We start from the raw sequence: 24,087 nt of genomic DNA, 5'->3' as shown, positions 1-24,087 counted from the left end.
CAACTTGTGGGTGGATCTGAGCGCCGAACCGCATCCGACACGTCAGTCCGAGCCCGGATGGACGGGTCCCTTGCGGCTCGACACGCGCAAACACGACCAACCTGCGGTTCGACGGCCCCGATCACGTCCAACCTGCGGTTCGACGCTCACACAGCGACCAGCTTGCGGTTCGACCCGCCGGACGACGGACCGGCTACTCCACCGTCACGGACTTGGCGAGGTTGCGCGGCTGGTCCACGTCCAGACCCTTCGCGGTGGCGAGCGCCATGGCGAAGATCTGCAGCGGCACCACCGCCAGCAGGGGCTGGAGCAGCGTGGGCGCCTGCGGGATCCAGAAGATCTCGTCGGCGTACTTGGCCACCTCGTCGTCGCCGTCCTCGGCGATCACGAGGGTGCGCGCGCCGCGGGCCCGGATCTCCTGGATGTTGGAGACGACCTTGGAGTGCAGGGTGTCGCGGCCCCGCGGCGAGGGCACGACCACGAACACGGGCTGCCCCTCGTCGATCAGGGCGATCGGCCCGTGCTTGAGCTCGCCGGCGGCGAAGCCCTCGGCGTGGATGTATGCGAGCTCCTTGAGCTTGAGCGCGCCCTCCAGGGCCACCGGGAACCCGACGTGCCGCCCCAGGAACAGCACCTTGTCGGACTTCTCCATGGACCGCGCGGTCGCGCGCACGTACTCGCCGCGCTCGATGACCGTCTGGATCTTGCGCGGCATGGCCCGCAGCTCGTCGAGCAGCGCGACGATCTCGTCGGGGAACTTGTTGCCGCGCAGCTGCGCCAGGTACAGGCCCAGCACGTACGCGGCGGTGATCTGCGCGAGGAAGGCCTTGGTGGAGGCGACGGCGATCTCGGGGCCGGCGTGCGTGTACAGCACGGCGTCGGACTCACGCGGGATCGTCGAACCGTGGGTGTTGACGATCGAGATCACCTTGGCACCCTGCTCGCGCGCGTGCCGCACGGCCATCAGCGTGTCCATGGTCTCGCCGGACTGGGTCACGGCCACCACCAGGGTGCGCTCGTCGACGATCGGGTCGCGGTAGCGGAACTCGTGCGCGAGCTCGACCTCCACGGGGATGCGGCACCAGTGCTCGATCGCGTACTTCGCCACGTGCCCGGCGTAGGCGGCGGTGCCGCAGGCGACGACGATGATCTTGTTCACCGCGCGCAGCACCGACTCGTCGATCCGCAGGTCGTCCAGCACGAGCGCGCCGGCGGCGTCCGTCCGGCCGAGCAGCGTGTCGGCGACCGCCTGCGGCTGGTCGTGGATCTCCTTGTCCATGAAGGACGCGAAGCCACCCTTCTCCGCGGCGGCCGCGTCCCAGTCCACGGTGTAGCGCTTGGCCTCGGCGGGCTTGCCGTCGAAGTCGGTCACGGCCACTGACGTCGGCGTGATGGTCACCACCTGGTCCTGGCCCAGCTCGAGCGCCTCCTTGGTGTGCGCGATGAACGCCGCGACGTCGGAACCCAGGAAGTTCTCGCCCTCGCCGAGCCCCACCACGAGCGGGGAGTCGTGCCGGGCGCCCACCACCGTCTCGGGTGCGTCCGCGTGCACGGCGAGCAGCGTGAACGTGCCGTGCAGGCGGCCGGCAACGGCCGTCATGGCCTGCGTCAGGTTCCCCGTCTCGCGGTACGCCTTGGCCATGAGGTGAGCAGCCACCTCGGTATCGGTCTCGGAGCGGAACGTCACGCCGTCGGCCAGCAGCTCGGCCTTGAGCTGGGCGAAGTTTTCGACGATGCCGTTGTGGATCACGGCGAGCCGGTCGCCGTCGGCCAGGTGGGGGTGCGCGTTCGCGTCGGTGGGGCCGCCGTGCGTGGCCCAGCGCGTGTGCCCGATCGCCGCGGTCGCAAGGGGCAGGGGGTCGTTGTCGAGCGCCTCGATCAGGTTGGCGAGCTTGCCGGACTTCTTCGCCCAGGCGATGCCGTCCAGCCCTGGCGCGACGAGCGCCACGCCGGCCGAGTCGTACCCGCGGTACTCCAGCCGGCGCAGCCCTTCGATGGCTACGTCGAGAGGCGTGCCCGACGGCGTGGCAGCACCCGAGGCGTTGCCGTCCGCCGTAGTCGCTACAGTTCCCGTGTAACCCACAATCCCACACATGCGGGCGAGTCTAACGAGGGTTCTGGTCCGGCCCGCATGACGGGGCTCACAGGGCGGCTGTGCCGCCCGCCACGGACGGCCGCCACGGCCGGTAGCGATTCACGACGCCAGGTGGGGCACAATGCTGCAGGTGGTTTCCCAGTATCCGACGACGGACCTCGGCGAGCATCTGCTCGCCCTCGCCCCGTCCTCGCCCTACGTGGATCTCGACCGAGCGGCCTGGAGCCGCCTCTCGGCGTCCACTCCGCTGCCGCTGACCGACGAGGACGTCGAGCGCCTGCGCGGTCTCGGTGACCCGATCGACCTGGCCGAGGTCGACGCGATCTATCGCCCCCTGTCACGCCTGCTCAACCTCTACGTGATGGCCACTGGTGGCCTGCACGACGCGACGTCGACCTTCCTGCACGAGGACCCGCCCCGCACCCCTTACGTCATCGGGGTCGCGGGCTCGGTGGCCGTCGGCAAGTCGACGACGGCGCGTGTCCTGCGCGAGATGCTCGCCCGCTGGCCCGAGACGCCGCGCGTCGAGCTCATCACCACCGACGGGTTCCTCTACCCGAACGCGGAGCTCGAACGGCGGGGCCTGATGGAGCGCAAGGGCTTCCCCGAGTCGTACGACCGGCGCGCCCTGATCCGGTTCCTGTCCCGCATCAAGGCCGGGCAGGCGGAGGTGCGCGCGCCCGTGTACTCGCACGTCACGTACGACATCGTGCCGGGCCAGGAGATGGTGGTCCGCAAGCCCGACGTGCTCATCGTCGAGGGGCTCAACGTGCTGCAGCCGGCCCGGCCGTCCGCCGTCGACGAGTCGACCGTCGCGGTGAGCGACTTCTTCGACTTCTCGATCTATGTGGACGCCCGGACCCGGAACATCCGGCAGTGGTACGTGGAACGGTTCCTCGAGCTGCGCCGCACCGCGTTCACGAAGCCCGACTCCTACTTCCGGCGGTACGCGTCGCTCTCCGACCAGGAGGCGACGGAGCGCGCACTGCTGATCTGGGAGTCCATCAACGCGCCCAACCTCGAGCGGAACATCCTGCCCACGCGGGGCCGCGCGACCCTGGTGCTCACCAAGGGCTCGGACCACGCGGTGCAGCGGGTCCGGCTGCGCAAGCTCTGACCGCACTCGGCCGATGACCTTGGCCGATCCTCGCGTCGACCCGTCGACGCCACACTGACCTGGCAAGGCCCGAGCCGGCGACGATGCCGCGCTCGGGCTTTCGGCTGCCCCGGGGAGTCGATCCTCCGGCTAGGCGCCGGCGCCGGTCGCGCCGTCCGAGTCCGACGGCGGGACGGTCACCTTCTGGTCGGCACCCTTGCCGCCGTCGTGCCCTCCGGCCGGGTGGACGTCGTCGTCGAGCTCCCGGTGCGAGAACCAGCCCACCACCTTGTCCACGACGAAGCCCATCGCCACGCCCAGCACGACGCCGATGGAGATTGCGAGCAGCGGCTCGTGCCCCAGCCACTGCGCGGCGACGAGGCCGATCCCGGCCGAGTAGAACGCCCACATGACCGCCGCGATCGCGGCGATGAACATGAACCGACGACGTGGGTAGCCGACGGCGCCCGCCGTCATGTTCACGGCCACGCGGCCGATCGGGATGTAGCGCGCCGCCAGGATGAACGATGCTCCGCGCCGGGCCAGTGCGCGCTCCGCCCAGGCCACGGCCCGGCGTCCGCGCGGTGTCTGCAGGAACGGCACACGGTCGGTGCCGATCATGCGTCCGATCTGGTACGCGATCTGGTCGCCCACCCACGCACCGGCCGCCGCGGCCACCAGCACGAGCCAGATCCAGGGCGTGCCCGTGCTGTGCGCGGAGACCGCCAGCGTGATCACCACGGACTCGCTCGGCAGCGGCGGGAAGAAGCCGTCGATGGTCGCGAACGCGAACATGGCCGGGTAGATCCACGGCGAGGCAGCCATCGCGAGGATCCACACCTCGGTGGCGCTCAGGACTGTGGAAATGAGTTCGAGCACGGGACCTCGAAAGTTACGGCCGGGCACTACCCGGGTGGCGAAGAGCGGCACCTCATAGTGCCTAACGCCAGCCTACGCAAGGGGTGCCCCTGAATCGCATCGGGGGTGCCCCTGGTAGAACCCCGCTTCCAAGGATTCACGGGCCGTTCACTCCTGCCCCGCCGCCCCCCGCTCGAGCCGCTACAGCGCGAGCCGCTCCCGAACGACGGCGGCCAGATCCTCCGCCACCTTGTCCGCCTCGTCCTGAACCGGGGCCTCGACCATGACCCGCACCAGCGGCTCCGTGCCCGACTGGCGCAGCAGCACCCGGCCGGTGTCGCCGAGACGTGCTGTCGCGTCCGCCACGGCGGTCTGCACGCCCTCGTCCGTGCCCGCCCGGGACTTGTCCACACCGCGCACGTTGACGAGGGTCTGCGGCAGGCGCTCGATCTCACCCGCGAGATCACCCAGTCGCTTGCCCGACGCCTTGACCCGCGCTGCGAGATGCAGCGCCGCGAGGACGCCGTCGCCCGTCGTTGCGTGGTCCGCCAGGATGATGTGGCCGGACTGCTCCCCGCCCAGGCTGAACCCCTTGGCGCGCATCTCCTCCAGCACGTACCGGTCGCCGACTGCGGTCTGCACCGTCGTGATCCCCCGCCGTCGCATCGCGAGGATGAGGCCAAGGTTGCTCATGACGGTCACCACGAGGGTGTCACCCGGCAGGCGGCCCTCCTCCTTGAGCGCGGTGGCGAGGATCCCGAGGATCTGGTCGCCGTCCACGATGGCGCCGGTGTGGTCGACGGCGACGCAGCGGTCGGCGTCGCCGTCGAACGCGACACCGAAGTCCGCCTCGGACGCCACGACGACCGCCTGCAGCTGCTCGGGGTGCGTGGAGCCGCACTTCTCGTTGATGTTCCGGCCGTCCGGGCTGGCGTTCATCACCACGACGTCGGCGCCCGCAGCGCGCAGCGCCTCCGGGCCCACCTCGCTCGCGGCGCCGTTGGCGCAGTCGAGCGCGATGCGCAGGCCCTCGAGGGGCCGGTGGTCCGGGGTGGTGCCCACGCTGTCGGTCAGGTGCCGCACGTAGCGCACAGCGGCTGCCTGGCCGTCCGTGCGGATGCGTCCGACGTCGGCGCCCGTGGGGCGCTCCCAGTCGTCGCCCAGCGTTGCCTGGATGGCGTCCTCGACGGCGTCGTCGAGCTTGAGCCCGCCGCGGGCGAAGAACTTGATGCCGTTGTCCGGCATGGGGTTGTGCGAGGCGGAGACCATGACACCGAGGTCGGCCTCCAGCTCCGTCACCAGATAGGCCAGCGCGGGTGTGGGCAGCACGTTGAGCATCACCACGTCCACGCCCGCGGACGCGAGGCCCGCTGCCACCGCGCCCGCGAGGAACTCGCCCGACGCGCGGGTGTCCCGCCCGACGACGGCCCGCGGACGCGGGCCCAGCAGCTCACCCTTCGCGGTCAGAACCCGCGCGGCGGCGGCGCCCAGCTCCAGTGCCAGCTCCGCCGTGATGTCCTTGTTGGCGAGGCCCCGAACTCCGTCGGTGCCGAACAGCCTGCCCATGCCGGTTCTCCTCAGATCGTTCGGTTCCCACCGTAGTGGGCGGTAACACAGATGACCCCGCCGAACAGTGTCGACACTGTTCGGCGGGGCCACCCAGCCAGGCGCTGGATCAGCGCTTGCTGTACTGCGGAGCCTTGCGGGCCTTCTTGAGACCGGCCTTCTTGCGCTCGACCTTGCGGTCGTCACGCCGGAGGAAGCCGGCCTTCTTGAGCTCGGCGCGGTTGGCGTCCTCGTCGATGGCGTTCAGCGCGCGGGCGATGCCCAGGCGCAGTGCGCCGGCCTGGCCCGACGTGCCGCCACCCGTGATCCGGGCGATGACGTCGAAGCGGCCCTCGACCTCGACCAGCTGCAGCGGGGAGTTCACCAGCTGCTGGTGCACCTTGTTCGGGAAGTACTCCTCGAGGGTGCGACCGTTGACCTTCCAGGTGCCGGTGCCGGGGACGAGGCGAACACGCGCCACGGCCTCCTTACGGCGCCCGAGGGCCTGAGCCGGGGCGGTGATGGACGAACCGCGCGTTGCGGGCGCAGCAGTCTCGGTGGTGTAGTTGCTGGGCGTCTCGGCGCCCTGCTCGATGTCGACGGTGGTCTCGGCCACTGTGGTGTCCTCGCGTCCTTCAGCGTTGCGATCCGGCAGCGGCGTCAGGCCTGCTGCGAAACCTGGGTGATCTCGAACGGCTTGGCCTGCTGCGCCGTGTGCGGGTGCTCAGAGCCTGCGTAGACCTTCAGGTGGGTCATCTGCGTCCGACCGAGCGAGGTCTTGGGGATCATGCCGCGCACGGCCTTCTCGATGGCGCGCTCCGGCTTGGTGTCCAGGAACTCGCCGTACGGGGTGGCCGTGAGGCCGCCCGGGTAACCCGAGTGGCGGTAGGCGATCTTGGTCTCACGCTTGTTGCCGCTCAGCGCGACCTTGTCAGCGTTGATGATGATGACGAAGTCACCGCCGTCGACGTGCGGGGCGAAAGTCGGCTTGTGCTTCCCGCGCAGCAAGATGGCGACCTGGCTTGCCAGGCGGCCCAGGACGACGTCGGTCGCATCGACGACATACCAGTCGCGCTGGACGTCGCCGGGCTTGGGGGTGTACGTACGCACGGTTCGTAACCTTTTCGTTTTCGGTGTCGTCGGGCGAGAAGCGGCGCCCGAAGAGTCAGGTCGTTGTGCGCGGGGGTCAGAATGACGTCCGGGCCGTTCGTCGGCACGCGAGTGGGCTCGCTGCTGACGCAGGACGTCGGTGACAAAGCACAACGACTCATTAGAGTACCCGGCAGGTTCCCCAGGGGTCAAAGCGTAGGCGGCCTCGGGGCAGTTTCGTCAGCATGAGGTTCGACACGTCCGCACTCTGGCGTCGAGGCCGAACTGGTGTCACGGTAGAAGCATGACCGAGGAAACCCCAGCCACGATGCCAGGACCGGACGGGATCGCCGAGGGCGACACCGACCAGCTCCCGTCCGAGGACACCCTGTACGACCGGGGCTCAAAGGACATGCTCGACGAGGGGTACTCGCCGCCCGACCGCCCCCGCAAGAACCACTGGGGCGAGACCTCGTGGGAGGAACGCCACGGCGAGTCGATGGACCTGCGCCTCAGCGAGGAAGAGCCGGACGTCTGGCAGGCGAACCCGCTCGACCGCGCCGACACCTCCCGCGCGGGCCGGCTCGTCTCTGACCCCGACGCGGACCCGGGCAGCTACGCAGCCGAGGACGGCTACCGCGAGAACGACCTGTACGGCACGGACGCGGGCATCGACGGCGCCGGGGCGAGCGCCGAGGAGGCCGCGGTCCACTGGGTAGAGGAGCCCTGACCGACTACGTCGCCGCGCTGGTCTCTTCCCAGACGTCCTCGTCCATCCGCTTCGCCCGGACGGCGTCGGCGCGCGCCGCGAGCTCCGCGTCGGGCGGGAACGTGATCTCCTCCAGGCAGAGGCCCTCCGGCGGCACGACGAAGACACCCGCGTCCCGGCGTCGGCTCGCCAGGAGGTCCGCGGGCCAGGTCACCGGGCGGCGCCCCTCCCCCACCCCCATCGACGCTCCGACGAGCGCGCGCACCATGTTGTGGCAGAACGCGTCGGCGACGACGTGCCCGACGGCGAGCCCCGCATCGGGCCCGTCGACGGGCCGCTCCCAGGCGATGCGCTGCAGCTCACGGATGGTCGTCGCACCGGGCCGGGGCTTGCAGTAGGAGGCAAAGTCGCGCACGCCGGTGAGCGGGCGGACGGCGGCGTCCATCGCGGCGACGTCGAGCGGCTTGCGGGTCCACAGGACGTGCCGGCGGCGCAGGGGGTCGCGCAGCTCGGGGGCGTCGGCGATCCGGTAGGTGTAGCGGCGGCGCAGGGCGGAGAAGCGAGCGTCGAAGCCCACGGGTGCCGGCGCGGCCCTGCGCACGACGACGTCGCCGGGGAGCACGCCCGTCAGGCGGGACACCAGGGCCTCCCCAGGGGCGCGGCCGGAGCGGCCCGGCAGCCTGGCCCAGTCGTCGGCCTCGATATCGACGTGCGCCACCTGCCCGCGTGCGTGGACGCCCGAGTCGGTGCGGCCGGCAACCGTGAACCGGGGTGTCGCCCGGCCCAGCTGTTCGCTGCGCAAGATCCGGGCGAGGCCGTCGTCGAGGGCGCCCTCCACGGTGCGCAGGCCCGGCTGACGGGCCCAGCCGGCGAAGTCCGTTCCGTCGTAGGCAAGGTCGAGACGGACCCTGATGAACTCGTTCACGCAGCCATCTTCCCCGATACCCCCGCCGGGGTTCGTACAGTGACTTCATGGCAGACACCCTCACGCTGGCGGTCGACTGTGGCGGCGGCGGGATCAAGGCAGCTGTACTCGACGCGTCCGGGACCGCACACGCGGCACCCGTCCGAGTGCCGACGCCCTACCCGCTGCCGCCCGAGCTGCTCGTCGACACGATCGCGAAGATCGCCACCGACCTGCCGGCGGCGGCGCGCGCCACCGTCGGAATGCCCGGCATGATCCGCAGCGGCGTCGTGGTGCACACGCCGCACTACATCACCAGGTCGGGGCCACGCTCACGCGTGGTCCCCGCACTCGCCGACGCATGGCGCAGCTTCGACATGCAGGCGGCGGTCTCCGCTCGCCTCGGGCTGCCCGCCCTCGTCCTGAACGACGCCGAGGTGCACGGCGCGGGCGTCGTCGCGGCGTCGGGCCTCGAGCTCGTCATCACGCTCGGCACCGGCCTCGGGACGGCGATGTTCCACGGCGGGCGCATCGCGCCGCACCTGGAGTGGTCACATGCCCCGGTGCGCCGCAGCCTCACGTACGACCAGTACATCGGCGAGCCGGAACGGCGTCGGCTCGGGGACGGGCTGTGGTCACGGCGGGTGGTCTCCGTCGTCGACGGGCTGCGGCCCGTCTTCCACTGGGACCGGCTCTACATCGGGGGCGGCAACTCGCGGTGCATCACGCCGTCGGCCCTCGCCCGCCTCGGCGACGACGTCGTGATAGTCCCGAACTCGGCAGCACTGGTAGGCGGCGCCCGAGCCTGGGACCTCCCCCTCGCGTAGCCGGGATCCGTCGAACATGACAGCGGGCCGCACCCTCCGTGGAGAGGGTGCGGCCCGGCGTCAGTGCAGGGAAGGAAGGGAGGCTCAGGCCTCCTTCTTCTCCTCGGTGGTCTCCGCGGTAGCGTCGTCGACCGGGGCGTCCTTGACGTCCTCGGCCGGGGTCTCCTCGACGGCGGCGTCCTCGACCGGTGCGTCGGTCACGTCGGCGGCCTTCTCGGCTGCCTTGGTGGCCTCCTTCACGACGGCCTGCTTGGGGCTCACGGGCTCGGTGACGAGCTCGATGACCGCCATCGGCGCGTTGTCGCCCTTGCGGGTGCCGATCTTGGTGATGCGCGTGTAGCCACCGTTGCGCTCGGCCATGGCCGGGGCGATCTCGGTGAAGAGCGTGTGCACCACGCCCTTGTCACGCACGACGGTGAGCACGCGGCGACGGGCGGAAAGGTCGCCCTTCTTCGCGAACGTGATCAGGCGCTCAGCCAGCGGACGCAGGCGCTTGGCCTTGGTCTCGGTGGTCGTGATGCGGCCGTGCTCGAAGAGGGAGGTCGACAGGTTCGCGAGAATCAGGCGCTCGTGAGCCGGGCTACCGCCGAGCCGCGGACCCTTGGTGGGGGTAGGCATTACTTGTCTCCTTGGAAGTGGTTCCGCGCGCCCGGCCTAGGGCCGGGCGCGGGACGTCAGTACGACTGCTCGTCGCCGCTGTAGGCCGCGGAGTCGCCAGCATCGAAGTACGAAGCGCTCGCCGGATCGAAGTCCAGCGGCGAGTCCTTGAGGCTGAGGCCGAGCTCGGCCAGCTTCTCCTTGACCTCGGTGATCGACTTTGCACCGAAGTTGCGGATGTCGAGCAGGTCCGCCTCGCTGCGAGCCACAAGCTCGCCCACCTGGTGGATGCCCTCGCGCTTGAGGCAGTTGTACGAACGGATGGTGAGGTTGAGCTCCTCGATCGGCAGCGCCAGGTCCGCGGCCAGCGCGGTGTCCGTCGGCGACGGGCCGATCTCGATGCCCTCGGCCTCGACGTTCAGCTCACGTGCCAGGCCGAACAGCTCGACCAGGGTCTTGCCAGCCGATGCGAGCGCGTCGCGAGGCGTGATCGCCTGCTTGGTCTCGACGTCGACAATGAGCTTGTCGAAGTCGGTGCGCTGCTCGACTCGGGTGGCCTCGACCTTGTACGTGACCTTGAGGACGGGCGAGTAGATCGAGTCGACCGGGATGCGCCCGATCTCCGCGTCGAACTGCTTGTTCTGCGCGGCGGACACATACCCACGACCCCGCTCGACGGTCAGCTCGATCTCGAGCTTGCCCTTGTCGTTGAGGGTGGCGATGTGCAGGTCGGGGTTGTGGACCTCGACTCCCGCCGGCGGAACGATGTCCGCGGCGGTCACGGTGCCGGCGCCCTGCTTGCGCAGGTACATCACGACGGGCTCGTCGTTCTCCGAGGAGACGACGAGGTTCTTGATGTTGAGGATGATCTCGGTGACGTCTTCCTTCACGCCCGACACGGTGCTGAACTCGTGCAGCACGTTGTCGATACGGATGGACGTGACGGCCGCGCCCGGGATGGACGACAGCAGGGTGCGACGCATCGAGTTGCCGAGCGTGTAGCCGAAGCCAGGCTCGAGCGGCTCGATGGAGAAGCGGGAACGGCTCTCCGAGATGACCTCTTCGGTCAGCGTGGGGCGCTGTGCGATGAGCACTGTGGGTGTCCTTTCGAGTGTGCGTCCGCTATATGACGCATCACGGCTTGCGATCTCTCGCGGCCCAGACGGATCTCTGTCACCGTCCAGGCGAAGGTGCTCACCGCGAGCGGTGAGCGAACGTCGCGATCGCGGTGCGGTCCCGCGGCCCTCGGGCCGCGCGGCCGCACCGCGGCGCAACAAACATCAGACGCGGCGACGCTTCGGGGGGCGGCAGCCGTTGTGAGCCTGGGGCGTCACGTCCTGGATCGAGCCGACCTCGAGGCCGGTCGCCTGGAGCGAACGGATCGCGGTCTCGCGACCGGAACCCGGGCCCTTCACGAAGACGTCGACCTTCTTGACGCCGTGCTCCTGCGCGCGGCGAGCGGCCGACTCGGCTGCCATCTGCGCGGCGTACGGGGTGGACTTACGCGAGCCCTTGAAGCCGACGTGGCCGGCAGAGGCCCACGACACCACGGCACCGGACGGGTCGGTGATCGAGATGATCGTGTTGTTGAAGGTGGACTTGATGTGCGCCTGGCCGAGCGGGACGTTCTTCTTGTCCTTACGGCGCGGCTTGCGGCCGGCGGCGGCGCGAGTCTTGGGAGGCATGTGTTTTCGAAATCTCCTGGTCTGATCGGACCGGGGCGGTCTCAGCTCGGTGAGCCGACCGCTCCACGGACTGCTATCAGCGGGCCTTCTTCTTGCCCGCGACGGTGCGCTTGGGACCCTTGCGGGTGCGCGCGTTGGTCTTGGTGCGCTGACCACGCACCGGCAGGCCGCGACGGTGGCGCAGGCCCTGGTAGGTGCCGATCTCGACCTTGCGGCGGATGTCGGCGGCAACCTCACGGCGGAGGTCACCCTCGAGCTTGAAGCTGCCCTCGAGGTAGTCACGGAGCGCAACGAGCTCGGCGTCGCCGAGGTCCTTCACGCGGACGTCCGGGCTGATGCCCGTGGCGGCCAGGGTCTCCTTCGCGCGGGTACGACCCACACCGAAGATGTAAGTGAGCGCAACCTCAAGCCGCTTGTCGCGGGGGAGGTCGACGCCGATAAGACGTGCCATGTGCCTTCCGGCTCCTGTACTGCTCGTCGGAGGTCTACCGCACCGCCATCCCGCGATTCACGCGGGCCCCGGCCTCCGGACCGAGGGTTCCCCCCTCCTGTGCGGCGGGCCGCGGGGAGAGGTTCGAGGTGGTGCGCTGGTGGTGGCCTCAGCCACCGACCCGGGCGAATGCCCGGAGTGTGATCAGCCCTGGCGCTGCTTGTGGCGCAGGTTGTCGCAGATCACCATGACGCGACCGTGCCGGCGAATCACCTTGCACTTGTCGCAGATCTTCTTGACGCTCGGCTTGACCTTCATCGGGTTTCCTCCACCACGGACGTCCGGTTTCCCGGGTACGCACGCAGCAGTGTCGTAGGTGGTCGATCGTGCGGCGACGTCACCTCCGGCCAGGCCGCGAGTGACATAGCCCCGGATCGGGGACTGACTACTTGTAGCGGTAGACGATCCGGCCGCGGGACAGGTCGTACGGGCTGAGCTCCACCACTACGCGGTCCTCAGGGAGGATCCGAATGTAGTGCTGCCGCATCTTGCCCGAGATGTGCGCGAGAACCCTGTGACCGTTCGACAGCTCGACGCGGAACATCGCGTTCGGCAGAGCCTCGATCACACTGCCCTCGATCTCGATGACACCGTCCTTCTTTGCCATATCCTCCGCTAACTCTCGTCGTGACTGCTTCCACGCCCACGGCACCGCAGGAACCCTGCGAAGCCAACAGTCGGGTGTGGATGTCGTGTGCGTCCGTGTGCCGCCTACCTCGTGTGCCTCGGCCTGCGCCCCGCACGTGCGGGGACCGGCAGGCGCCTATGGCACCCTTTCAGGAACTGGAGGCGTTGAACGGACTACACCCAGCGATCTAGCCTACGTCACTTCGGAAAGCATTCAAAGCGCTGGACGACGGCGACGCACGCCCAGGGCCGTGAGCCTCACCACGAAAGGGCCGCTCAGAGGTCGTACTCGACCCCGGGGAGACCGATCATCGTGTGCGGCAGGCTGTTGACGAAGAAGAACAGCATCGGCAACCAGCCGAGCACGATGCCGAGGCCGAGCGCGACCAGCACCGAGTTCCCGCGTGCCACCCAGAGCCATACACCGAGCAGCCAGGCCACGATGCCGAGCAGCAGGACCGACTCCCACACCAGGAGCGAGGTGCCGAACCCGAGCACGATGCCGACCCACAGGAAAGGGCTTGGCGCGAGCCGACGGCCCCAGGCGGCGAGCCAGAGCCCGAATCGCCTCACGCCCCGGCCCGCGGTCGGGAGGATCCGCGTGTACCAGGGCCCTTGTGCCTGTCCCGGCACCGCATGGGCCGGCGTGGCGTAGGTGGTGTCCCCACGGAGCTTGGTGTCCTCGCCGGACGGCTGAGAGCCGGCGGCGGCTGGCAGAGAGTGGGCTTCGTCGGTCACGGGGCGATCGTAGCCAACTGACCCGGAGTTAAATAGACCCCCGGGTGAAAGAGTTGCCAGACCGAGATTCACCCGGTTCCGGCTCGGCCGCGGCCTCAGGCCCGGTCGAGCGCGACCGGCTCCACGCCGAAGACGCCGAGGCGCTCCGCTCCGCTGTCGACCGCCGTGAGCACGACGATGCCGTCCTCCATGACCGCCGTGGAGTGCTCCCAGTGCGCCGCACGGGATCCGTCGACCGTGACCACGGTCCAGTCGTCCTCGAGGACCCTGGTCTCGGACTCGCCGCGGGTGATCATGGGCTCGATGGCGAGGCACATGCCGGACCGCAGCTTTGGGCCCGAACCTGAGGTCCGGTAGTTGTGCACGTCCGGCGGCTGGTGCATGGCGCTGCCGATGCCGTGCCCGACGTAGTCCTCGACGATGCCGTACTCGGCACCGCTGAACTTGCCGGCCATCTCGACGGCGGCCTCCACGGCCTCGCCCACGGCGTTCAGCCGCTTGGCTGAGGCCAGGGCCGCGATACCGGCCCACATGGCGGCCTCCGTCGCCCGGACGAGCCCGATGTCGGCGAGGTCCGCGCCAGCGGCGACCAGCTCGTCGTCGGGCAGCTTGTGGTCCAGGGCTCCGTCGGTGCCCAGGACGAACGAGATCGCCGAGTCGCCGTGCCAGCCCTCGATGATCGCGCCGCAGTCGATCGAGACGAGGTCACCCGTGGCGAGGACCCGGCTGCCCGGGATGCCGTGGATGACCTCGTCGTTGACCGACGTGCAGATGACCGCCGGGAAGCCCTGGTAACCGAGGAACGACGGCGTCGCGCCGGCGTCCTTGATGGTCTTCGCGGCGACCGCGTCCAGGTCGGCGGTGGTCAGGCCGGGCAGGGCAGCCGCCCGGACCGCGGCGAGGGTGTCCGCGACCACCAGTCCGGCGCGCCGCATGAGGCGTACCTGGTCCGGCGTCTTGTACTCGATCCGCTCCCGGCCGAAGACCACTACTCAGCCCAGCTGGGTCGCGAGCGAAGCGACTATGCGGTCGGTGACCTCGGCGATCTCGCCGAGCCCGTCGACCTGCACCAGCAGGTTGCGCTCCCCGTACGCGGCCGTCAGCGGGGCGGTCTGCTCCGCGTAGATGTCCAGGCGGCGGGCGATGGCTTCCTCGGTGTCGTCGTCCCGCCCCTGCTCCTTGGCGCGCTTCGCGATGCGGGTCAGGAGCTCGGCGCGGTCCGCGGTCAGCTCGATGACGCCGTCCAGCTCCCAGCCGAGGTCGGCGAGGATCCTGTCGAGCTCGGCCACCTGGGCCGAGTTGCGCGGGTACCCGTCGAGGATGAAGCCCTCCTTGACGTCGGGCTCCGCGAGACGGTCACGGACCATGGCGTTGGTGACCTCGTCCGGGACGAGGTCACCCTTGTTCGTGTACTCCTGCGCAAGCTTGCCCAGCTCGGTCTCCCCCGCGATGTTCGCGCGGAAGATGTCGCCCGTCGAGATCGGGACGATCCCGAAGACTTCCGCGAGGCGGGCCGCCTGCGTTCCCTTGCCCGCACCCTGCGGGCCCATGATGACCAGACGCGTGACCTGGCCCTCCTGGTCCGGACGAGCGTGCAGCTCGCGGCGGGAGGTGGTGGTGGGGGTCTGGCTCAACGGAGAAATCCTTCGTAGTGGCGCTGTTGCAGCTGTGAGTCGATCTGCTTGACCGTGTCCAGCCCGACGCCGACCACGATGAGGATCGAGGCGCCGCCGAAGGGCAGGGACGTGCTGACGCCCAGGAAGACGAGCACCAGCGTCGGGATCAGCGCGATCAGCGCGAGGTACACGGAACCGGCGGAGGTGATCCGGGTGATCACGAAGTCGAGGTACTCCGCCGTCGGGCGGCCGGCCCGGATGCCGGGGATGAAGCCGCCGTACTTCTTCATGTTGTCCGCGACCTCGTCCGGGTTGAACGTGATCGAGGTGTAGAAGAAGCAGAAGAAGATGATCATCAGCGTGTAGACCGCGATGTACAGCGGCGACGACTGCTGGACCAGGTTGTTCGAGATCCAGATGACCCACTCGGAGCTCTGGTCGCCGAACTGCGCGAGCAGGCCCGGGATGGCAAGGATCGACGCCGCGAAGATCACGGGGATCACGCCGGACATGTTGATCTTGATCGGGATGTAGGTGCTGGTGCCGCCGTACATGCGGCGGCCGACCATGCGCTTCGCGTACTGCACCGGGATGCGGCGCTGCGACTGCTCGACGAACACCACGAGACCGATCACCAGCACGATGACCAGGATCATGACCGTGAAGTTCACGACGCCGTTGGCGCCACCCGCGATCGACCAGAGCGACGTCGGGAAGCTCGCCGCGATCGACGTGAAGATCAGGAGCGACATGCCGTTGCCGACGCCGCGCTCGGTGATCAGCTCGCCGAGCCACATGACCAGGCCAGTACCGGCGGTCATGGTGATGACCATGTAGATCGAGGTCAGGATGCTGTCGTCCACGATGACGTCGAGACCACAGTTCTGGAAGAGCAGGCCCTGGCGCGCAGTCGTGATGACGGTCGTGGACTGCAGGATCGCGAGGGCGATCGTGAGGTAGCGCGTGTACTGGGTCAGCTTGCTCTGACCCGACTGGCCTTCCTTCTGCAGCGCCTCGAAGCGTGGGATGACCACGCGAAGCAGCTGCACGATGATGCTCGCCGTGATGTACGGCATGATCCCGAGGGCAAAGATCGAAAGTTGCAGCAGCGCGCCACCGCTGAAGACGTTGATCAGCCCTAGCAGGCTGTCGTTGTTCGTCTGCGCGATGCATTGCTGCACGTTCGTGTAGTCCACGCCGGGAGTCGGGATGAACGACCCGAGCCGGAAGATCGCCATGATCGCGATCGTGAACAGCAGCTTGCGCCGCAGGTCTGGCGTCCGGAAAGCCCGGCCGAAAGCGCTGAGCACCCTATCCTCCTGGCCCGCCGTTGCGGGATCTCGTGTCGTCGGCGGGACGCCGGCGACGTGTGTCGAACGTCGGCCGGACCACAACGGTGCGGCCAGACCGTGTCGGATTCTACGTTGCTCACGGGGTCTCCAGGACCACGCGCGCTCCAGAAAATACTCAAGAGAGCACACAGGGCCGGCCGCGCATCACGCGCCGCCGGCCCTGCCAGCTGTCTCAGGCCTCCGAGACCGTACCGCCGGCCGCCAGGATCTTCTCCTTGGCGGACGTCGAGACGCGGTCGACCGCGATCTCGAGCTTGACGGTGATCTCGCCGTTGCCGAGCACCTTCACGGGCTGGCCCTTGCGGACCGCACCCTTCGCGACGAGGTCCTCGACGGTGACGGAGCCACCCTCGGGGAACAGCGCGGAAAGCTTGTCCAGGTTCACGACCTGGAACTCGACGCGGAACGGGTTCTTGAACCCACGCAGCTTCGGGAGGCGCATGTGCAGAGGCATCTGCCCACCCTCGAAGCCCGCGGGGACCTGGTAACGAGCCTTCGAACCCTTGGTACCACGGCCTGCCGTCTTACCCTTCGAGCCTTCACCGCGACCCACACGGGTCTTCGCGGTCTTGGCGCCGGGGGCCGGACGGAGGTGGTGGACCTTCAGCGGCTTGTTGTCCGCCATGATCACTCGACCTCCTCAACGGCGACGAGGTGCGCCACCGTCTTGACCATGCCACGAATCTCCGCACGGTCCTCTTTCACGGCGGTGTCGCCGATCCGCTTGAGGCCGAGGGTTCGCAGCGTGTCACGCTGGTTCTGCTTGCCGCCGATGGCGGACTTGGTCTGAGTCACCTTGAGCCGAGCCATCAGGCACCCGCCTTCGCAGCCGACTCGGCACGACCCGCGGCCTGCGCCCGAAGCAGCGCGGCCGGAGCCACGTCCTCGAGCGGGAGCCCACGACGAGCGGCAACAGCAGCCGGCTCCTCGAGGCCCTTCAGGGCCGCGACCGTGGCGTGCACGATGTTGATCGCGTTCGACGAACCGAGCGACTTGCTCAGCACGTCGTGGATGCCGGCGCACTCCAGCACGGCGCGCACCGGACCACCGGCGATAACACCGGTACCCGGCGACGCCGGACGCAGGAACACGACACCGGCTGCGGCCTCACCCTGGATGGGGTGCGGGATGGTGCCCTGGATGCGAGGGACGCGGAAGAAGTTCTTCTTCGCCTCCTCGACGCCCTTGGCGATTGCCGCGGGCACTTCCTTGGCCTTGCCGTAGCCGACGCCGACGGTGCCATCACCATCGCCCACCACGACGAGCGCGGTGAAGCTGAAGCGACGGCCGCCCTTGACGACCTTGGCGACGCGGTTGATGGAGACGACCTTCTCGACGAAGGCGCTCTTTTCCTCGCGCCCCCCGCGACGGTCGTCCCGACGCCCGCCACCACGGCGGTCGTTACGGTCCTTGTTCTCGGTGGCGGCACCCTGGGGGGCGCCGCTGCGCTGCCCTGCAGCCATCAGAGAGTCCTCTTCTTCCGTGCGTTGGTCATCACAGGGCCAGACCGCCCTCGCGAGCGCCGTCAGCCACAGCGGCGACGCGACCGTGGTACTTGTTGCCGCCGCGGTCGAACACGACGGTGTCGATGCCGGCAGCCTTGGCACGCTCGGCGACGAGCTCGCCGACCTTGCGGGCCTTGGCCGTCTTGTCGCCGTCGAACGCACGCAGGTCGGCCTCGAGGGTCGACGCCGAGGCGACGGTCCTGCCCACGCTGTCGTCCACGACCTGCGCCACCATGTGACGCGAGGAACGGGTGACGACCAGACGCGGACGAACGGTGGTGCCGGTGATCTTCTTGCGCAGGCGCAGGTGACGGCGCTGGCGAGCGACTGACTTGCCCTTGCCCAGGATCTTGATAGCCATCGTCACTTACCAGCCTTTCCGACCTTGCGGCGGACGTTCTCGCCGGCGTAGCGCACGCCCTTGCCCTTGTAGGGCTCGGGCTTGCGGATCTTGCGAATGTTCGCTGCGACCTCGCCGACCTGCTGCTTGTCGATGCCCGAGACCGAGAACTTGGTAGCGCTCTCGACTGCGAACGTGACGCCCGCGGGGGGTTCGATGACAACGGGGTGGCTGAAGCCGAGCGCGAACTCGAGGCTCGAGCCCTTCGCCACGACACGGTAACCAGTACCGACGATCTCGAGCTTCTTCTCGTAGCCCTCGGTGACACCGATGATCATGTTGGCGATCAGGGTGCGGGTGAGGCCGTGCAGCGCACGGGAGTTCCGCTCGTCGTCCGGACGGGACACCACGAGCTGGGTGTCCTCCTGGACGACATTGATGGGGGCGGGCACGTTGTGCTCGAGAGAACCCTTGGGGCCCTTCACGGTCACGAGCGCGCCGCTGACAGTGATGTCCACGCCGGCTGGGACCGGAACGGGAAGCTTGCCGATTCGAGACATTGGCGTTTTCTCCTTTCCGGATTACCAGACGTAGGCGAGGACTTCGCCGCCGACGCCCTTGGCCTGTGCCTGTCGGTCGGTCAGAAGGCCGGAGGACGTGGACAGGATCGCCACGCCCAGGCCGCCGAGGACCTTGGGCAGTTCGGTGGACTTGCGGTAGACACGCAGGCCGGGCTTCGACACGCGGCGCACGCCCGCCAGGGCGCGCTCGCGGTTCTGGCCGTACTTCAGCTCGAGCGTGAGGGACTTGCCCACCTGGGCGTCCTCCACGGTCCAGCCGGAGATGTAGCCCTCCGCCTGCAGGATCTCAGCAATGTGCGTCTTCAGCTTCGACGACGGCATGGTGACCGTGTCGTGGTGCGCCGAGTTCGCGTTACGCAGACGGGTCAGCATGTCTGCGATCGGGTCGGTCATAGTCATCGGGCTCTTGCCCTTCCTCGCCGGGGTATCCGAACTGCCTCGAGGGGCCGAACAGACCTACGGCGTAGTTGTGTTACCAGCTGCTCTTGGTGACGCCCGGGAGCTCGCCGCGGTGGGCCATCTCCCGAACGCAGATGCGGCACAGGCCGAACTTGCGGTAAACGGAGTGCGGGCGACCGCACTTCTGGCACCGGGTGTAGGCGCGAACCGCGAACTTCGGCTTGGCGGCCGCCTTGTTGATCAGGGCCTTCTTCGCCATGTCAGTTCTCCTTGAAGGGGAAGCCGAGACGGCGCAGCAGAGAGCGGCCCTCGTCGTCGGTCGTCGCCGTCGTCACGACCGTGATGTCCATACCGCGGACCCGGTCGATCTTGTCCTGGTCGATCTCGTGGAACATCGACTGCTCCGTGAGACCGAAGGTGTAGTTGCCGTGGCCGTCGAACTGCTTGGGCGACAGGCCGCGGAAGTCGCGAATACGCGGCAGGGCGGTGGCCAGCAGACGGTCCAGGAACTCCCACATGCGGTCACCGCGAAGCGTCACGTGCGCACCGATCGGCATGCCCTCACGCAGCTTGAACTGCGCGATGGACTTACGAGCCTTGGTGACCTGCGGCTTCTGACCGGTGATCGCCGAGAGGTCGCGGATGGCGCCCTCGATGAGCTTCGAGTCCTTGGCCGCGTCGCCCACACCCATGTTGACGACGATCTTCGTGAGACCGCCGGCCTGGTGCAGGTTCTTGTGGCCGAACTCCTCGATCAGCGCCGGGAGGATCTCCTCGCGGTACTTCTGCTTGAGGCGCGGCACAGCCGGGGCCTCGATGGTCGTCTCGGTCATCAGATGTCCTTCCCGGAGCGCTTCGCAACGCGGATCCGGACGGTCTTCTCACGACCGTCGCGCTCCACCTTCTCGAGGCGGTACCCGACACGGGTGCCCTTCTTGGACTCCGGGTCGACGATCATCACGTTGCTCACGTGGATCGGCGCCTCAACCGTCTCGATGCCACCGGTGCGGGCGCCGCGCTGCGACTGACCCACCTTGGTGTGCTTCGTGACGCGCTGAACACCCTCGACCACGAGGCGGTCGGAGTCCTTGAGGACCTCGAGCACACGGCCGGTCTTGCCCTTGTCACGACCCGAGATCACGATGACCTGGTCGCCCTTCTTGATCTTCGCCATGGTCAGAGCACCTCCGGAGCCAGCGAGATGATCTTCATGAACTTCTTGTCGCGCAGCTCGCGACCCACGGGGCCGAAGATGCGGGTTCCACGAGGCTCGCCGTCGGCCTTCAGGATGACGGCGGCGTTCTCGTCGAACTTGATGTAGGAACCGTCGGGACGGCGGCGCTCCTTGGCGGTCCGGACGACGACAGCCTTGATGACGTCGCCCTTCTTCACGTTGCCGCCGGGGATCGCGTCCTTGACGGTGGCGACGATGGTGTCGCCGATTCCGGCGTAGCGACGGCCGGAGCCACCGAGAACGCGGATGCAGAGAATCTCCTTGGCACCCGTGTTGTCGGCGACCCGGAGTCGCGACTCCTGCTGGATCATTTGAGTGAACTCCTGTCGTCGAACTGGTTCTCGCGCGGACTGTTTCCGGCGAGCCTGGTCGAACGGATAGTTGCTGTGCTGGCCGGGACGGCACGCGTACGTGTGTCACGCACCGTCCCAGCCGGGAAAGAAGTCCTTACTTGGCCTTCTCGACGATCTCCACGAGCCGGAACCGCTTGGTAGCGGACAGCGGGCGGGTCTCCATGATGACGACCAGGTCGCCGATGCCGGCGCTGTTCTGCTCGTCGTGCGCCTTGACCTTCGTGGTGCGACGGATGACCTTGGCGTAGAGCGGGTGCTTCACCCGGTCCTCGACCTCGATCACGATGGTCTTGTCCATCTTGTCGCTCACCACGTAGCCACGGCGCACCTTACGCGTCGCGCGCTGGGCCTCAGGGGCCTCAGCAGCAGTCGTGTTGTCGCTCATTGCCTCACTCACTCACGCTCGGAGCCGTACGGATGCCGAGCTCGCGCTCACGCAGGATCGTGTAGATCCGGGCGATGTCGCGACGCACGGCCTTAAGACGGCCGTGGCTCTCCAGCTGGCCGGTCGCCGACTGGAAGCGGAGGTTGAAGAGCTCCTCCTTAGCCTCCTTCAGCTTGGCGACGAGAGTCTCGTCGTCCATGCCGTCCAGATCAATGGGGGCAAGCCCCTGAGTACCGATAGCCATCAGACACCACCCTCGCGCACCACGAAACGGCACTTCATCGGGAGCTTGTGCATCGCGCGGCGCATGGCCTCACGTGCAAGGGACTCGTCAACACCGGCCAGCTCGAAAAGGATCCGGCCGGGCTTGACGTTGGCGACCCACCACTCCGGCGAACCCTTACCGGAACCCATGCGGGTCTCGGCAGGCTTCTTCGTCAGCGGACGGTCCGGGTAGATGTTGATCCACACCTTGCCGCCACGCTTGATGTGGCGAGTCATTGCGATACGCGCCGCCTCGATCTGGCGGTTGGTGACGTACGCCGGCTCCAGAGCCTGGATGCCGAAGTCGCCGAACGCGATCTGGGTTCCACCCTTGGCCGAGCCGGAGCGCGACGGGTGGTGCTGCTTGCGGTGCTTGACCCTGCGCGGGATCAGCATGGTCAGGCCTCCGTTCCGGTCTCTGCGGCCGGAGCAGCAGCATCCGCCGCGGGGGCGGAATCGGCGCTGCGCTCGGCCGGACGCTCGTTGCGACGACCGCCACCGCGACGCTCACCGCCGCGCTCGCCACGCTCAGGACGCTCGCCACGGCCACGGCCCTGACGGGGCGCGGCTGCAGCCTGCTGAGCGGCGAACTCCTTCTCGGTGGTCTCGCCCTTGTAGATCCACACCTTCACGCCGATACGGCCGAAGGTGGTGCGGGCCTCGTAGAAGCCGTAGTCGATGTACGCACGGAGCGTGTGCAGGGGCACGCGGCCCTCGCGGTAGAACTCCGAACGGCTCATCTCGGCGCCGCCGAGACGGCCGGCGACCTGAACGCGGATGCCCTTCGCACCGGCACGCTGGGCGGACTGCATGCCCTTGCGCATCGCACGACGGAACGAGACACGGCTGGCGAGCTGCTCGGCAATGCCCTGAGCAACGAGCTGCGCGTCGATCTCCGCGTTCTTGACCTCGAGGATGTTGAGCTGAACCTGCTTGCCCGTGAGCTTCTCGAGCTCACCGCGGATGCGGTCGGCCTCAGCACCCCGACGGCCGATCACGATGCCCGGACGCGCCGTGTGGATGTCCACGCGGACGCGGTCGCGGGTGCGCTCGATCTCGACCTTGGAGATACCGGCACGCTCGAGGCCAGTGCCCATGAGCTTCCGGATCTGGACGTCCTCACGGACGTAGTCGCGGTACCGCTGACCGGGCTTGGTGCTGTCGGCGAACCAGCGCGACCGGTGGTCGGTGGTGATACCGAGGCGGTACCCGTGCGGGTGAACCTTCTGTCCCACTATCGGGCCCCTTCCTTGTCGGCTAGCACCACGGTGATGTGGCTGGTGCGCTTGAGAATGCGCGTTGCACGTCCCTGAGCCCGCGGGCGGAAACGCTTGAGCGTCGGCCCCTCGTCCACGAACGCGGCGGAGACGACCAGGTCGCCCTCGTCGAAGCGCTCGCTCGCGCGGTCGGCCTTCACCCGAGCGTTGGCGATCGCGCTCTCCACAACCTTGCGGATCGGCTCACTGGCGGCCTGCGGTGCGAACTTCAGCACCGCGACGGCCTCAGAGGCCTGCTTGCCACGGATGAGGTCCACGACGCGCCGGGCCTTCTGGGGCGTGACACGGACGAACCGCGCCTGCGCCTTGGCTTCCATTGCTGTCCTGCTTCCTTTTCTCAGACAGTCCAGGTCATCACTGCTGTGGTGGGAGATCCCCACACGTCAGCGGCGACGACCCTTCCTGTCGTCCTTCACGTGGCCGCGGAAGGTCCGCGTGGGAGCGAACTCGCCGAGCTTGTGGCCGACCATCGCCTCGGTCACGAAGACCGGGACGTGCTTGCGACCGTCGTGCACGGCAAAGGTGTGACCGAGAAAGTCGGGCGTGACTACCGACCGACGGGACCAGGTCTTGATAACTGTCTTGGTCCCCTTCTCGTTCTGGACGTCCACCTTCTTCTGGAGGTGGTCGTCTACGAAGGGGCCCTTCTTCAGGCTACGAGGCATGTTTCAGGCTCCTATCAGCGCTTCTTGCCGGTACGACGGCGACGGACGATCATCCGGTCGCTCGACTTGTTCGGACGGCGGGTACGACCCTCGGCCTGGCCCCAAGGGCTCACCGGGTGACGTCCGCCGGACGTCTTACCTTCACCACCACCGTGGGGGTGGTCCACCGGGTTCATGGCGACACCACGGACGGTCGGGCGCTTGCCCTTCCACCGCATACGGCCGGCCTTGCCCCAGCTAATGTTCGACTGCTCGGCGTTGCCGACCTCGCCGACCGTCGCGCGGCAGCGCAGGTCGACGTTCCGGATCTCGCCGGACGGCATGCGCAGCTGCGCATACGGGCCGTCCTTGGCAACGAGCTGCACGGACGCACCAGCCGAACGGGCGATCTTCGCACCGCCGCCGGGCCGAAGCTCGATGGCGTGGATGACCGTACCGGTCGGGATGTTGCGCAGCGGCAGGTTGTTGCCGGGCTTGATGTCGGCACCTGCACCGGCCTCGATGCGGTCGCCCTGCGACAGCTTGTTCGGCGCGATGATGTAGCGCTTCTCGCCGTCCGCGTAGTGCAGGAGCGCGATGCGAGCCGTGCGGTTGGGGTCGTACTCGATGTGAGCGACCTTCGCAGGCACGCCGTCCTTGTCGTGACGACGGAAGTCGATGACGCGGTAGGCGCGCTTGTGGCCGCCGCCCTTGTGACGCGTCGTGATACGACCGGTGTTGTTACGACCACCGGTCTTGCTCAGCGGGCGGATCAGAGACTTCTCCGGCTGCGACCGCGTGACCTCGACGAAGTCGGCAACGCTGGAGCCGCGGCGGCCGGGCGTCGTCGGCTTGTACTTACGGATTCCCATGGAAA

At 68.4% G+C, this 24,087-nt stretch carries 36 protein-coding genes; 3 read left to right on the top strand and 33 right to left on the bottom strand.

All coding sequences use genetic code 11. The features are described from left to right. Positions 1-193 precede the first annotated feature (193 nt). Positions 194-2,095 carry a glutamine--fructose-6-phosphate transaminase (isomerizing) gene (glmS, locus tag IE250_RS10715; protein ID WP_189669292.1) on the bottom strand — a complete coding sequence of 634 codons (1,902 nt, stop codon included), beginning with the start codon at positions 2,093-2,095 and terminating at the stop codon, positions 194-196. Between the two features lie 121 nt (positions 2,096-2,216). Between glmS and coaA the strand changes: the two genes are divergently transcribed. Next, positions 2,217-3,212, top strand: coding sequence for a type I pantothenate kinase (gene coaA / locus IE250_RS10710; RefSeq protein ID WP_229872342.1), 996 nt, complete (start codon positions 2,217-2,219; stop codon positions 3,210-3,212). Positions 3,213-3,341: 129 nt separating this feature from the next. On the opposite strand, the gene IE250_RS10705 is transcribed toward coaA, so the two are convergent. From IE250_RS10705 to rplM, 4 genes are all read right to left on the bottom strand, one after another. Then, positions 3,342-4,070, bottom strand: coding sequence for a DedA family protein (locus IE250_RS10705; protein WP_229872341.1), 729 nt, complete (start codon positions 4,068-4,070; stop codon positions 3,342-3,344). 180 nt (positions 4,071-4,250) lie between these two features. Next, positions 4,251-5,615, bottom strand: coding sequence for a phosphoglucosamine mutase (gene glmM / locus IE250_RS10700; RefSeq protein WP_189669291.1), 1,365 nt, complete (start codon positions 5,613-5,615; stop codon positions 4,251-4,253). Positions 5,616-5,724: 109 nt separating this feature from the next. Continuing rightward, the gene (gene rpsI / locus IE250_RS10695; protein WP_189669290.1) at positions 5,725-6,210 is read right to left on the bottom strand and encodes a 30S ribosomal protein S9; all 486 of its coding nucleotides are present in this window, start codon (positions 6,208-6,210) and stop codon (positions 5,725-5,727) included. Positions 6,211-6,254: 44 nt separating this feature from the next. Continuing rightward, positions 6,255-6,704, bottom strand: a complete 450-nt coding sequence (rplM, locus tag IE250_RS10690) for a 50S ribosomal protein L13 (protein WP_189669289.1) — start codon at positions 6,702-6,704, stop codon at positions 6,255-6,257. Positions 6,705-6,987: 283 nt separating this feature from the next. Between rplM and IE250_RS10685 the strand changes: the two genes are divergently transcribed. Continuing rightward, a complete protein-coding gene (locus IE250_RS10685; RefSeq protein WP_189669288.1) occupies positions 6,988-7,413 on the top strand; it encodes a DUF5709 domain-containing protein in 426 nt (141 codons plus the stop codon). Positions 7,414-7,417: 4 nt separating this feature from the next. Here the strand turns inward: IE250_RS10685 and IE250_RS10680 are convergent, their stop codons facing one another. Next, entirely contained in the window at positions 7,418-8,317 is a 900-nt protein-coding gene (locus IE250_RS10680; protein WP_189669287.1) for a tRNA pseudouridine synthase A, read from the bottom strand. Between the two features lie 47 nt (positions 8,318-8,364). Here IE250_RS10680 and IE250_RS10675 point away from each other — a divergent pair, with 47 nt between their 5' ends. After that, entirely contained in the window at positions 8,365-9,123 is a 759-nt protein-coding gene (locus IE250_RS10675; RefSeq protein WP_189669286.1) for an ROK family protein, read from the top strand. 84 nt (positions 9,124-9,207) lie between these two features. Here the strand turns inward: IE250_RS10675 and rplQ are convergent, their stop codons facing one another. The 27 genes from rplQ to rplB all read right to left on the bottom strand — a co-directional run bounded on the left by rplQ (position 9,208) and on the right by rplB (position 24,082). Further along, complete coding sequence (gene rplQ / locus IE250_RS10670) at positions 9,208-9,741, bottom strand: 50S ribosomal protein L17 (protein ID WP_189669285.1); 534 nt, start codon at positions 9,739-9,741, stop codon at positions 9,208-9,210. 56 nt (positions 9,742-9,797) lie between these two features. Next, on the bottom strand, positions 9,798-10,814 hold the full coding sequence (locus tag IE250_RS10665; protein WP_189669284.1) for a DNA-directed RNA polymerase subunit alpha: 1,017 nt from the start codon (positions 10,812-10,814) through the stop codon (positions 9,798-9,800). Between the two features lie 186 nt (positions 10,815-11,000). Next, positions 11,001-11,405 carry a 30S ribosomal protein S11 gene (gene rpsK / locus IE250_RS10660; protein ID WP_020016139.1) on the bottom strand — a complete coding sequence of 135 codons (405 nt, stop codon included), beginning with the start codon at positions 11,403-11,405 and terminating at the stop codon, positions 11,001-11,003. A 76-nt stretch (positions 11,406-11,481) separates the two neighbouring features. Further along, complete coding sequence (gene rpsM, locus IE250_RS10655) at positions 11,482-11,856, bottom strand: 30S ribosomal protein S13 (RefSeq protein ID WP_182620576.1); 375 nt, start codon at positions 11,854-11,856, stop codon at positions 11,482-11,484. A 183-nt stretch (positions 11,857-12,039) separates the two neighbouring features. After that, positions 12,040-12,153 carry a 50S ribosomal protein L36 gene (gene rpmJ, locus IE250_RS10650; RefSeq protein WP_003956441.1) on the bottom strand — a complete coding sequence of 38 codons (114 nt, stop codon included), beginning with the start codon at positions 12,151-12,153 and terminating at the stop codon, positions 12,040-12,042. 127 nt (positions 12,154-12,280) lie between these two features. Beyond that, positions 12,281-12,502 carry a translation initiation factor IF-1 gene (gene infA, locus IE250_RS10645; protein ID WP_116673604.1) on the bottom strand — a complete coding sequence of 74 codons (222 nt, stop codon included), beginning with the start codon at positions 12,500-12,502 and terminating at the stop codon, positions 12,281-12,283. 296 nt (positions 12,503-12,798) lie between these two features. After that, a complete protein-coding gene (locus IE250_RS10640; RefSeq protein ID WP_189669283.1) occupies positions 12,799-13,260 on the bottom strand; it encodes a hypothetical protein in 462 nt (153 codons plus the stop codon). A 95-nt stretch (positions 13,261-13,355) separates the two neighbouring features. Next, a complete protein-coding gene (gene map, locus IE250_RS10635; RefSeq protein WP_189669282.1) occupies positions 13,356-14,249 on the bottom strand; it encodes a type I methionyl aminopeptidase in 894 nt (297 codons plus the stop codon). 3 nt (positions 14,250-14,252) lie between these two features. Beyond that, positions 14,253-14,810, bottom strand: coding sequence for an adenylate kinase (locus tag IE250_RS10630; RefSeq protein WP_189669699.1), 558 nt, complete (start codon positions 14,808-14,810; stop codon positions 14,253-14,255). Between the two features lie 80 nt (positions 14,811-14,890). Then, positions 14,891-16,186 carry a preprotein translocase subunit SecY gene (gene secY / locus IE250_RS10625; protein WP_189669281.1) on the bottom strand — a complete coding sequence of 432 codons (1,296 nt, stop codon included), beginning with the start codon at positions 16,184-16,186 and terminating at the stop codon, positions 14,891-14,893. A gap of 214 nt (positions 16,187-16,400) precedes the next feature. Then, on the bottom strand, positions 16,401-16,853 hold the full coding sequence (gene rplO, locus IE250_RS10620; protein ID WP_229872340.1) for a 50S ribosomal protein L15: 453 nt from the start codon (positions 16,851-16,853) through the stop codon (positions 16,401-16,403). Between the two features lie 2 nt (positions 16,854-16,855). Further along, the gene (gene rpmD / locus IE250_RS10615) at positions 16,856-17,038 is read right to left on the bottom strand and encodes a 50S ribosomal protein L30 (protein WP_020016131.1); all 183 of its coding nucleotides are present in this window, start codon (positions 17,036-17,038) and stop codon (positions 16,856-16,858) included. Further along, complete coding sequence (gene rpsE, locus IE250_RS10610) at positions 17,038-17,691, bottom strand: 30S ribosomal protein S5 (RefSeq protein WP_189669280.1); 654 nt, start codon at positions 17,689-17,691, stop codon at positions 17,038-17,040. The genes rpmD and rpsE overlap by 1 nt, the downstream gene beginning before the upstream one ends. A gap of 31 nt (positions 17,692-17,722) precedes the next feature. After that, on the bottom strand, positions 17,723-18,094 hold the full coding sequence (gene rplR, locus IE250_RS10605; RefSeq protein WP_189669279.1) for a 50S ribosomal protein L18: 372 nt from the start codon (positions 18,092-18,094) through the stop codon (positions 17,723-17,725). 2 nt (positions 18,095-18,096) lie between these two features. Continuing rightward, complete coding sequence (rplF, locus tag IE250_RS10600; protein WP_189669278.1) at positions 18,097-18,633, bottom strand: 50S ribosomal protein L6; 537 nt, start codon at positions 18,631-18,633, stop codon at positions 18,097-18,099. A gap of 21 nt (positions 18,634-18,654) precedes the next feature. Continuing rightward, on the bottom strand, positions 18,655-19,053 hold the full coding sequence (rpsH, locus tag IE250_RS10595) for a 30S ribosomal protein S8 (protein WP_189669277.1): 399 nt from the start codon (positions 19,051-19,053) through the stop codon (positions 18,655-18,657). Between the two features lie 73 nt (positions 19,054-19,126). After that, positions 19,127-19,312 carry a type Z 30S ribosomal protein S14 gene (locus IE250_RS10590; protein ID WP_021480434.1) on the bottom strand — a complete coding sequence of 62 codons (186 nt, stop codon included), beginning with the start codon at positions 19,310-19,312 and terminating at the stop codon, positions 19,127-19,129. Position 19,313: 1 nt separating this feature from the next. Further along, the gene (gene rplE / locus IE250_RS10585; protein WP_189669276.1) at positions 19,314-19,886 is read right to left on the bottom strand and encodes a 50S ribosomal protein L5; all 573 of its coding nucleotides are present in this window, start codon (positions 19,884-19,886) and stop codon (positions 19,314-19,316) included. Beyond that, positions 19,886-20,227, bottom strand: a complete 342-nt coding sequence (gene rplX / locus IE250_RS10580) for a 50S ribosomal protein L24 (RefSeq protein WP_189669275.1) — start codon at positions 20,225-20,227, stop codon at positions 19,886-19,888. Before rplX ends, rplE begins: the two co-directional genes overlap by 1 nt. 2 nt (positions 20,228-20,229) lie before the next feature. Then, entirely contained in the window at positions 20,230-20,598 is a 369-nt protein-coding gene (gene rplN, locus IE250_RS10575) for a 50S ribosomal protein L14 (RefSeq protein ID WP_129788485.1), read from the bottom strand. A gap of 136 nt (positions 20,599-20,734) precedes the next feature. Next, on the bottom strand, positions 20,735-21,025 hold the full coding sequence (gene rpsQ / locus IE250_RS10570; RefSeq protein ID WP_189669274.1) for a 30S ribosomal protein S17: 291 nt from the start codon (positions 21,023-21,025) through the stop codon (positions 20,735-20,737). Between the two features lie 4 nt (positions 21,026-21,029). Beyond that, positions 21,030-21,269 (bottom strand): 50S ribosomal protein L29, encoded by a 240-nt coding sequence (gene rpmC / locus IE250_RS10565; RefSeq protein ID WP_116673593.1) that lies wholly within the window; start codon positions 21,267-21,269, stop codon positions 21,030-21,032. Beyond that, positions 21,269-21,685, bottom strand: a complete 417-nt coding sequence (gene rplP / locus IE250_RS10560) for a 50S ribosomal protein L16 (protein WP_189669273.1) — start codon at positions 21,683-21,685, stop codon at positions 21,269-21,271. Before rplP ends, rpmC begins: the two co-directional genes overlap by 1 nt. 2 nt (positions 21,686-21,687) lie before the next feature. After that, positions 21,688-22,524, bottom strand: coding sequence for a 30S ribosomal protein S3 (gene rpsC, locus IE250_RS10555; RefSeq protein WP_189669272.1), 837 nt, complete (start codon positions 22,522-22,524; stop codon positions 21,688-21,690). After that, positions 22,524-22,883: a 50S ribosomal protein L22 gene (gene rplV, locus IE250_RS10550; RefSeq protein WP_116673591.1), complete on the bottom strand. Its 360-nt coding sequence runs from the start codon at positions 22,881-22,883 to the stop codon at positions 22,524-22,526. The genes rpsC and rplV overlap by 1 nt, the downstream gene beginning before the upstream one ends. Positions 22,884-22,949: 66 nt before the next feature. After that, the gene (rpsS, locus tag IE250_RS10545; protein WP_108492300.1) at positions 22,950-23,231 is read right to left on the bottom strand and encodes a 30S ribosomal protein S19; all 282 of its coding nucleotides are present in this window, start codon (positions 23,229-23,231) and stop codon (positions 22,950-22,952) included. Between the two features lie 14 nt (positions 23,232-23,245). Next, positions 23,246-24,082, bottom strand: a complete 837-nt coding sequence (rplB, locus tag IE250_RS10540) for a 50S ribosomal protein L2 (RefSeq protein ID WP_129788481.1) — start codon at positions 24,080-24,082, stop codon at positions 23,246-23,248. Between the last annotated feature and the right edge of the window lie 5 nt (positions 24,083-24,087).

It is taken from the genome of Promicromonospora soli, assembly GCF_014653785.1.
GTDB classification, from domain to species: Bacteria; Actinomycetota; Actinomycetes; order Actinomycetales; family Cellulomonadaceae; genus Promicromonospora; species Promicromonospora soli.
This window is presented reverse-complemented; position numbering and strand designations above follow the sequence as displayed.

Bases quoted from the DNA above. Each gene is read 5' to 3' on its own strand.
- IE250_RS10685 (WP_189669288.1), top strand. From the start codon at position 6,988: ATGACCGAGGAAACCCCAGCCACGATGCCAGGACCGGACGGGATCGCC.
- glmS (WP_189669292.1), bottom strand. From the start codon at position 2,095: ATGTGTGGGATTGTGGGTTACACGGGAACTGTAGCGACTACGGCGGAC.
- IE250_RS10675 (WP_189669286.1), top strand. From the start codon at position 8,365: ATGGCAGACACCCTCACGCTGGCGGTCGACTGTGGCGGCGGCGGGATC.
- rplF (WP_189669278.1), bottom strand. From the start codon at position 18,633: ATGTCTCGAATCGGCAAGCTTCCCGTTCCGGTCCCAGCCGGCGTGGAC.
- rplN (WP_129788485.1), bottom strand. From the start codon at position 20,598: ATGATCCAGCAGGAGTCGCGACTCCGGGTCGCCGACAACACGGGTGCC.
- rplO (WP_229872340.1), bottom strand. From the start codon at position 16,853: ATGGCGGACAACAAGCCGCTGAAGGTCCACCACCTCCGTCCGGCCCCC.
- rpsM (WP_182620576.1), bottom strand. From the start codon at position 11,856: ATGGCACGTCTTATCGGCGTCGACCTCCCCCGCGACAAGCGGCTTGAG.
- coaA (WP_229872342.1), top strand. From the start codon at position 2,217: ATGCTGCAGGTGGTTTCCCAGTATCCGACGACGGACCTCGGCGAGCAT.
- rplX (WP_189669275.1), bottom strand. From the start codon at position 20,227: ATGGCGAAGATCAAGAAGGGCGACCAGGTCATCGTGATCTCGGGTCGT.
- rplP (WP_189669273.1), bottom strand. From the start codon at position 21,685: ATGCTGATCCCGCGCAGGGTCAAGCACCGCAAGCAGCACCACCCGTCG.
- rpsH (WP_189669277.1), bottom strand. From the start codon at position 19,053: ATGACTATGACCGACCCGATCGCAGACATGCTGACCCGTCTGCGTAAC.
- rpsK (WP_020016139.1), bottom strand. From the start codon at position 11,405: ATGCCTCCCAAGACTCGCGCCGCCGCCGGCCGCAAGCCGCGCCGTAAG.
- rplE (WP_189669276.1), bottom strand. From the start codon at position 19,886: ATGACCGAGACGACCATCGAGGCCCCGGCTGTGCCGCGCCTCAAGCAG.
- rplB (WP_129788481.1), bottom strand. From the start codon at position 24,082: ATGGGAATCCGTAAGTACAAGCCGACGACGCCCGGCCGCCGCGGCTCC.
- infA (WP_116673604.1), bottom strand. From the start codon at position 12,502: ATGGCAAAGAAGGACGGTGTCATCGAGATCGAGGGCAGTGTGATCGAG.
- rplV (WP_116673591.1), bottom strand. From the start codon at position 22,883: ATGGAAGCCAAGGCGCAGGCGCGGTTCGTCCGTGTCACGCCCCAGAAG.
- rpmD (WP_020016131.1), bottom strand. From the start codon at position 17,038: ATGGCTCGGCTCAAGGTGACTCAGACCAAGTCCGCCATCGGCGGCAAG.
- rpmC (WP_116673593.1), bottom strand. From the start codon at position 21,269: ATGGCTATCGGTACTCAGGGGCTTGCCCCCATTGATCTGGACGGCATG.
- rpmJ (WP_003956441.1), bottom strand. From the start codon at position 12,153: ATGAAGGTCAAGCCGAGCGTCAAGAAGATCTGCGACAAGTGCAAGGTG.
- rpsE (WP_189669280.1), bottom strand. From the start codon at position 17,691: ATGGCTGCAGGGCAGCGCAGCGGCGCCCCCCAGGGTGCCGCCACCGAG.
- IE250_RS10630 (WP_189669699.1), bottom strand. From the start codon at position 14,810: ATGGGCCCGCAGGGTGCGGGCAAGGGAACGCAGGCGGCCCGCCTCGCG.
- rplR (WP_189669279.1), bottom strand. From the start codon at position 18,094: ATGGCTATCAAGATCCTGGGCAAGGGCAAGTCAGTCGCTCGCCAGCGC.
- IE250_RS10590 (WP_021480434.1), bottom strand. From the start codon at position 19,312: ATGGCGAAGAAGGCCCTGATCAACAAGGCGGCCGCCAAGCCGAAGTTC.
- rpsQ (WP_189669274.1), bottom strand. From the start codon at position 21,025: ATGAGCGACAACACGACTGCTGCTGAGGCCCCTGAGGCCCAGCGCGCG.
- rplQ (WP_189669285.1), bottom strand. From the start codon at position 9,741: ATGCCTACCCCCACCAAGGGTCCGCGGCTCGGCGGTAGCCCGGCTCAC.
- rpsS (WP_108492300.1), bottom strand. From the start codon at position 23,231: ATGCCTCGTAGCCTGAAGAAGGGCCCCTTCGTAGACGACCACCTCCAG.
- glmM (WP_189669291.1), bottom strand. From the start codon at position 5,615: ATGGGCAGGCTGTTCGGCACCGACGGAGTTCGGGGCCTCGCCAACAAG.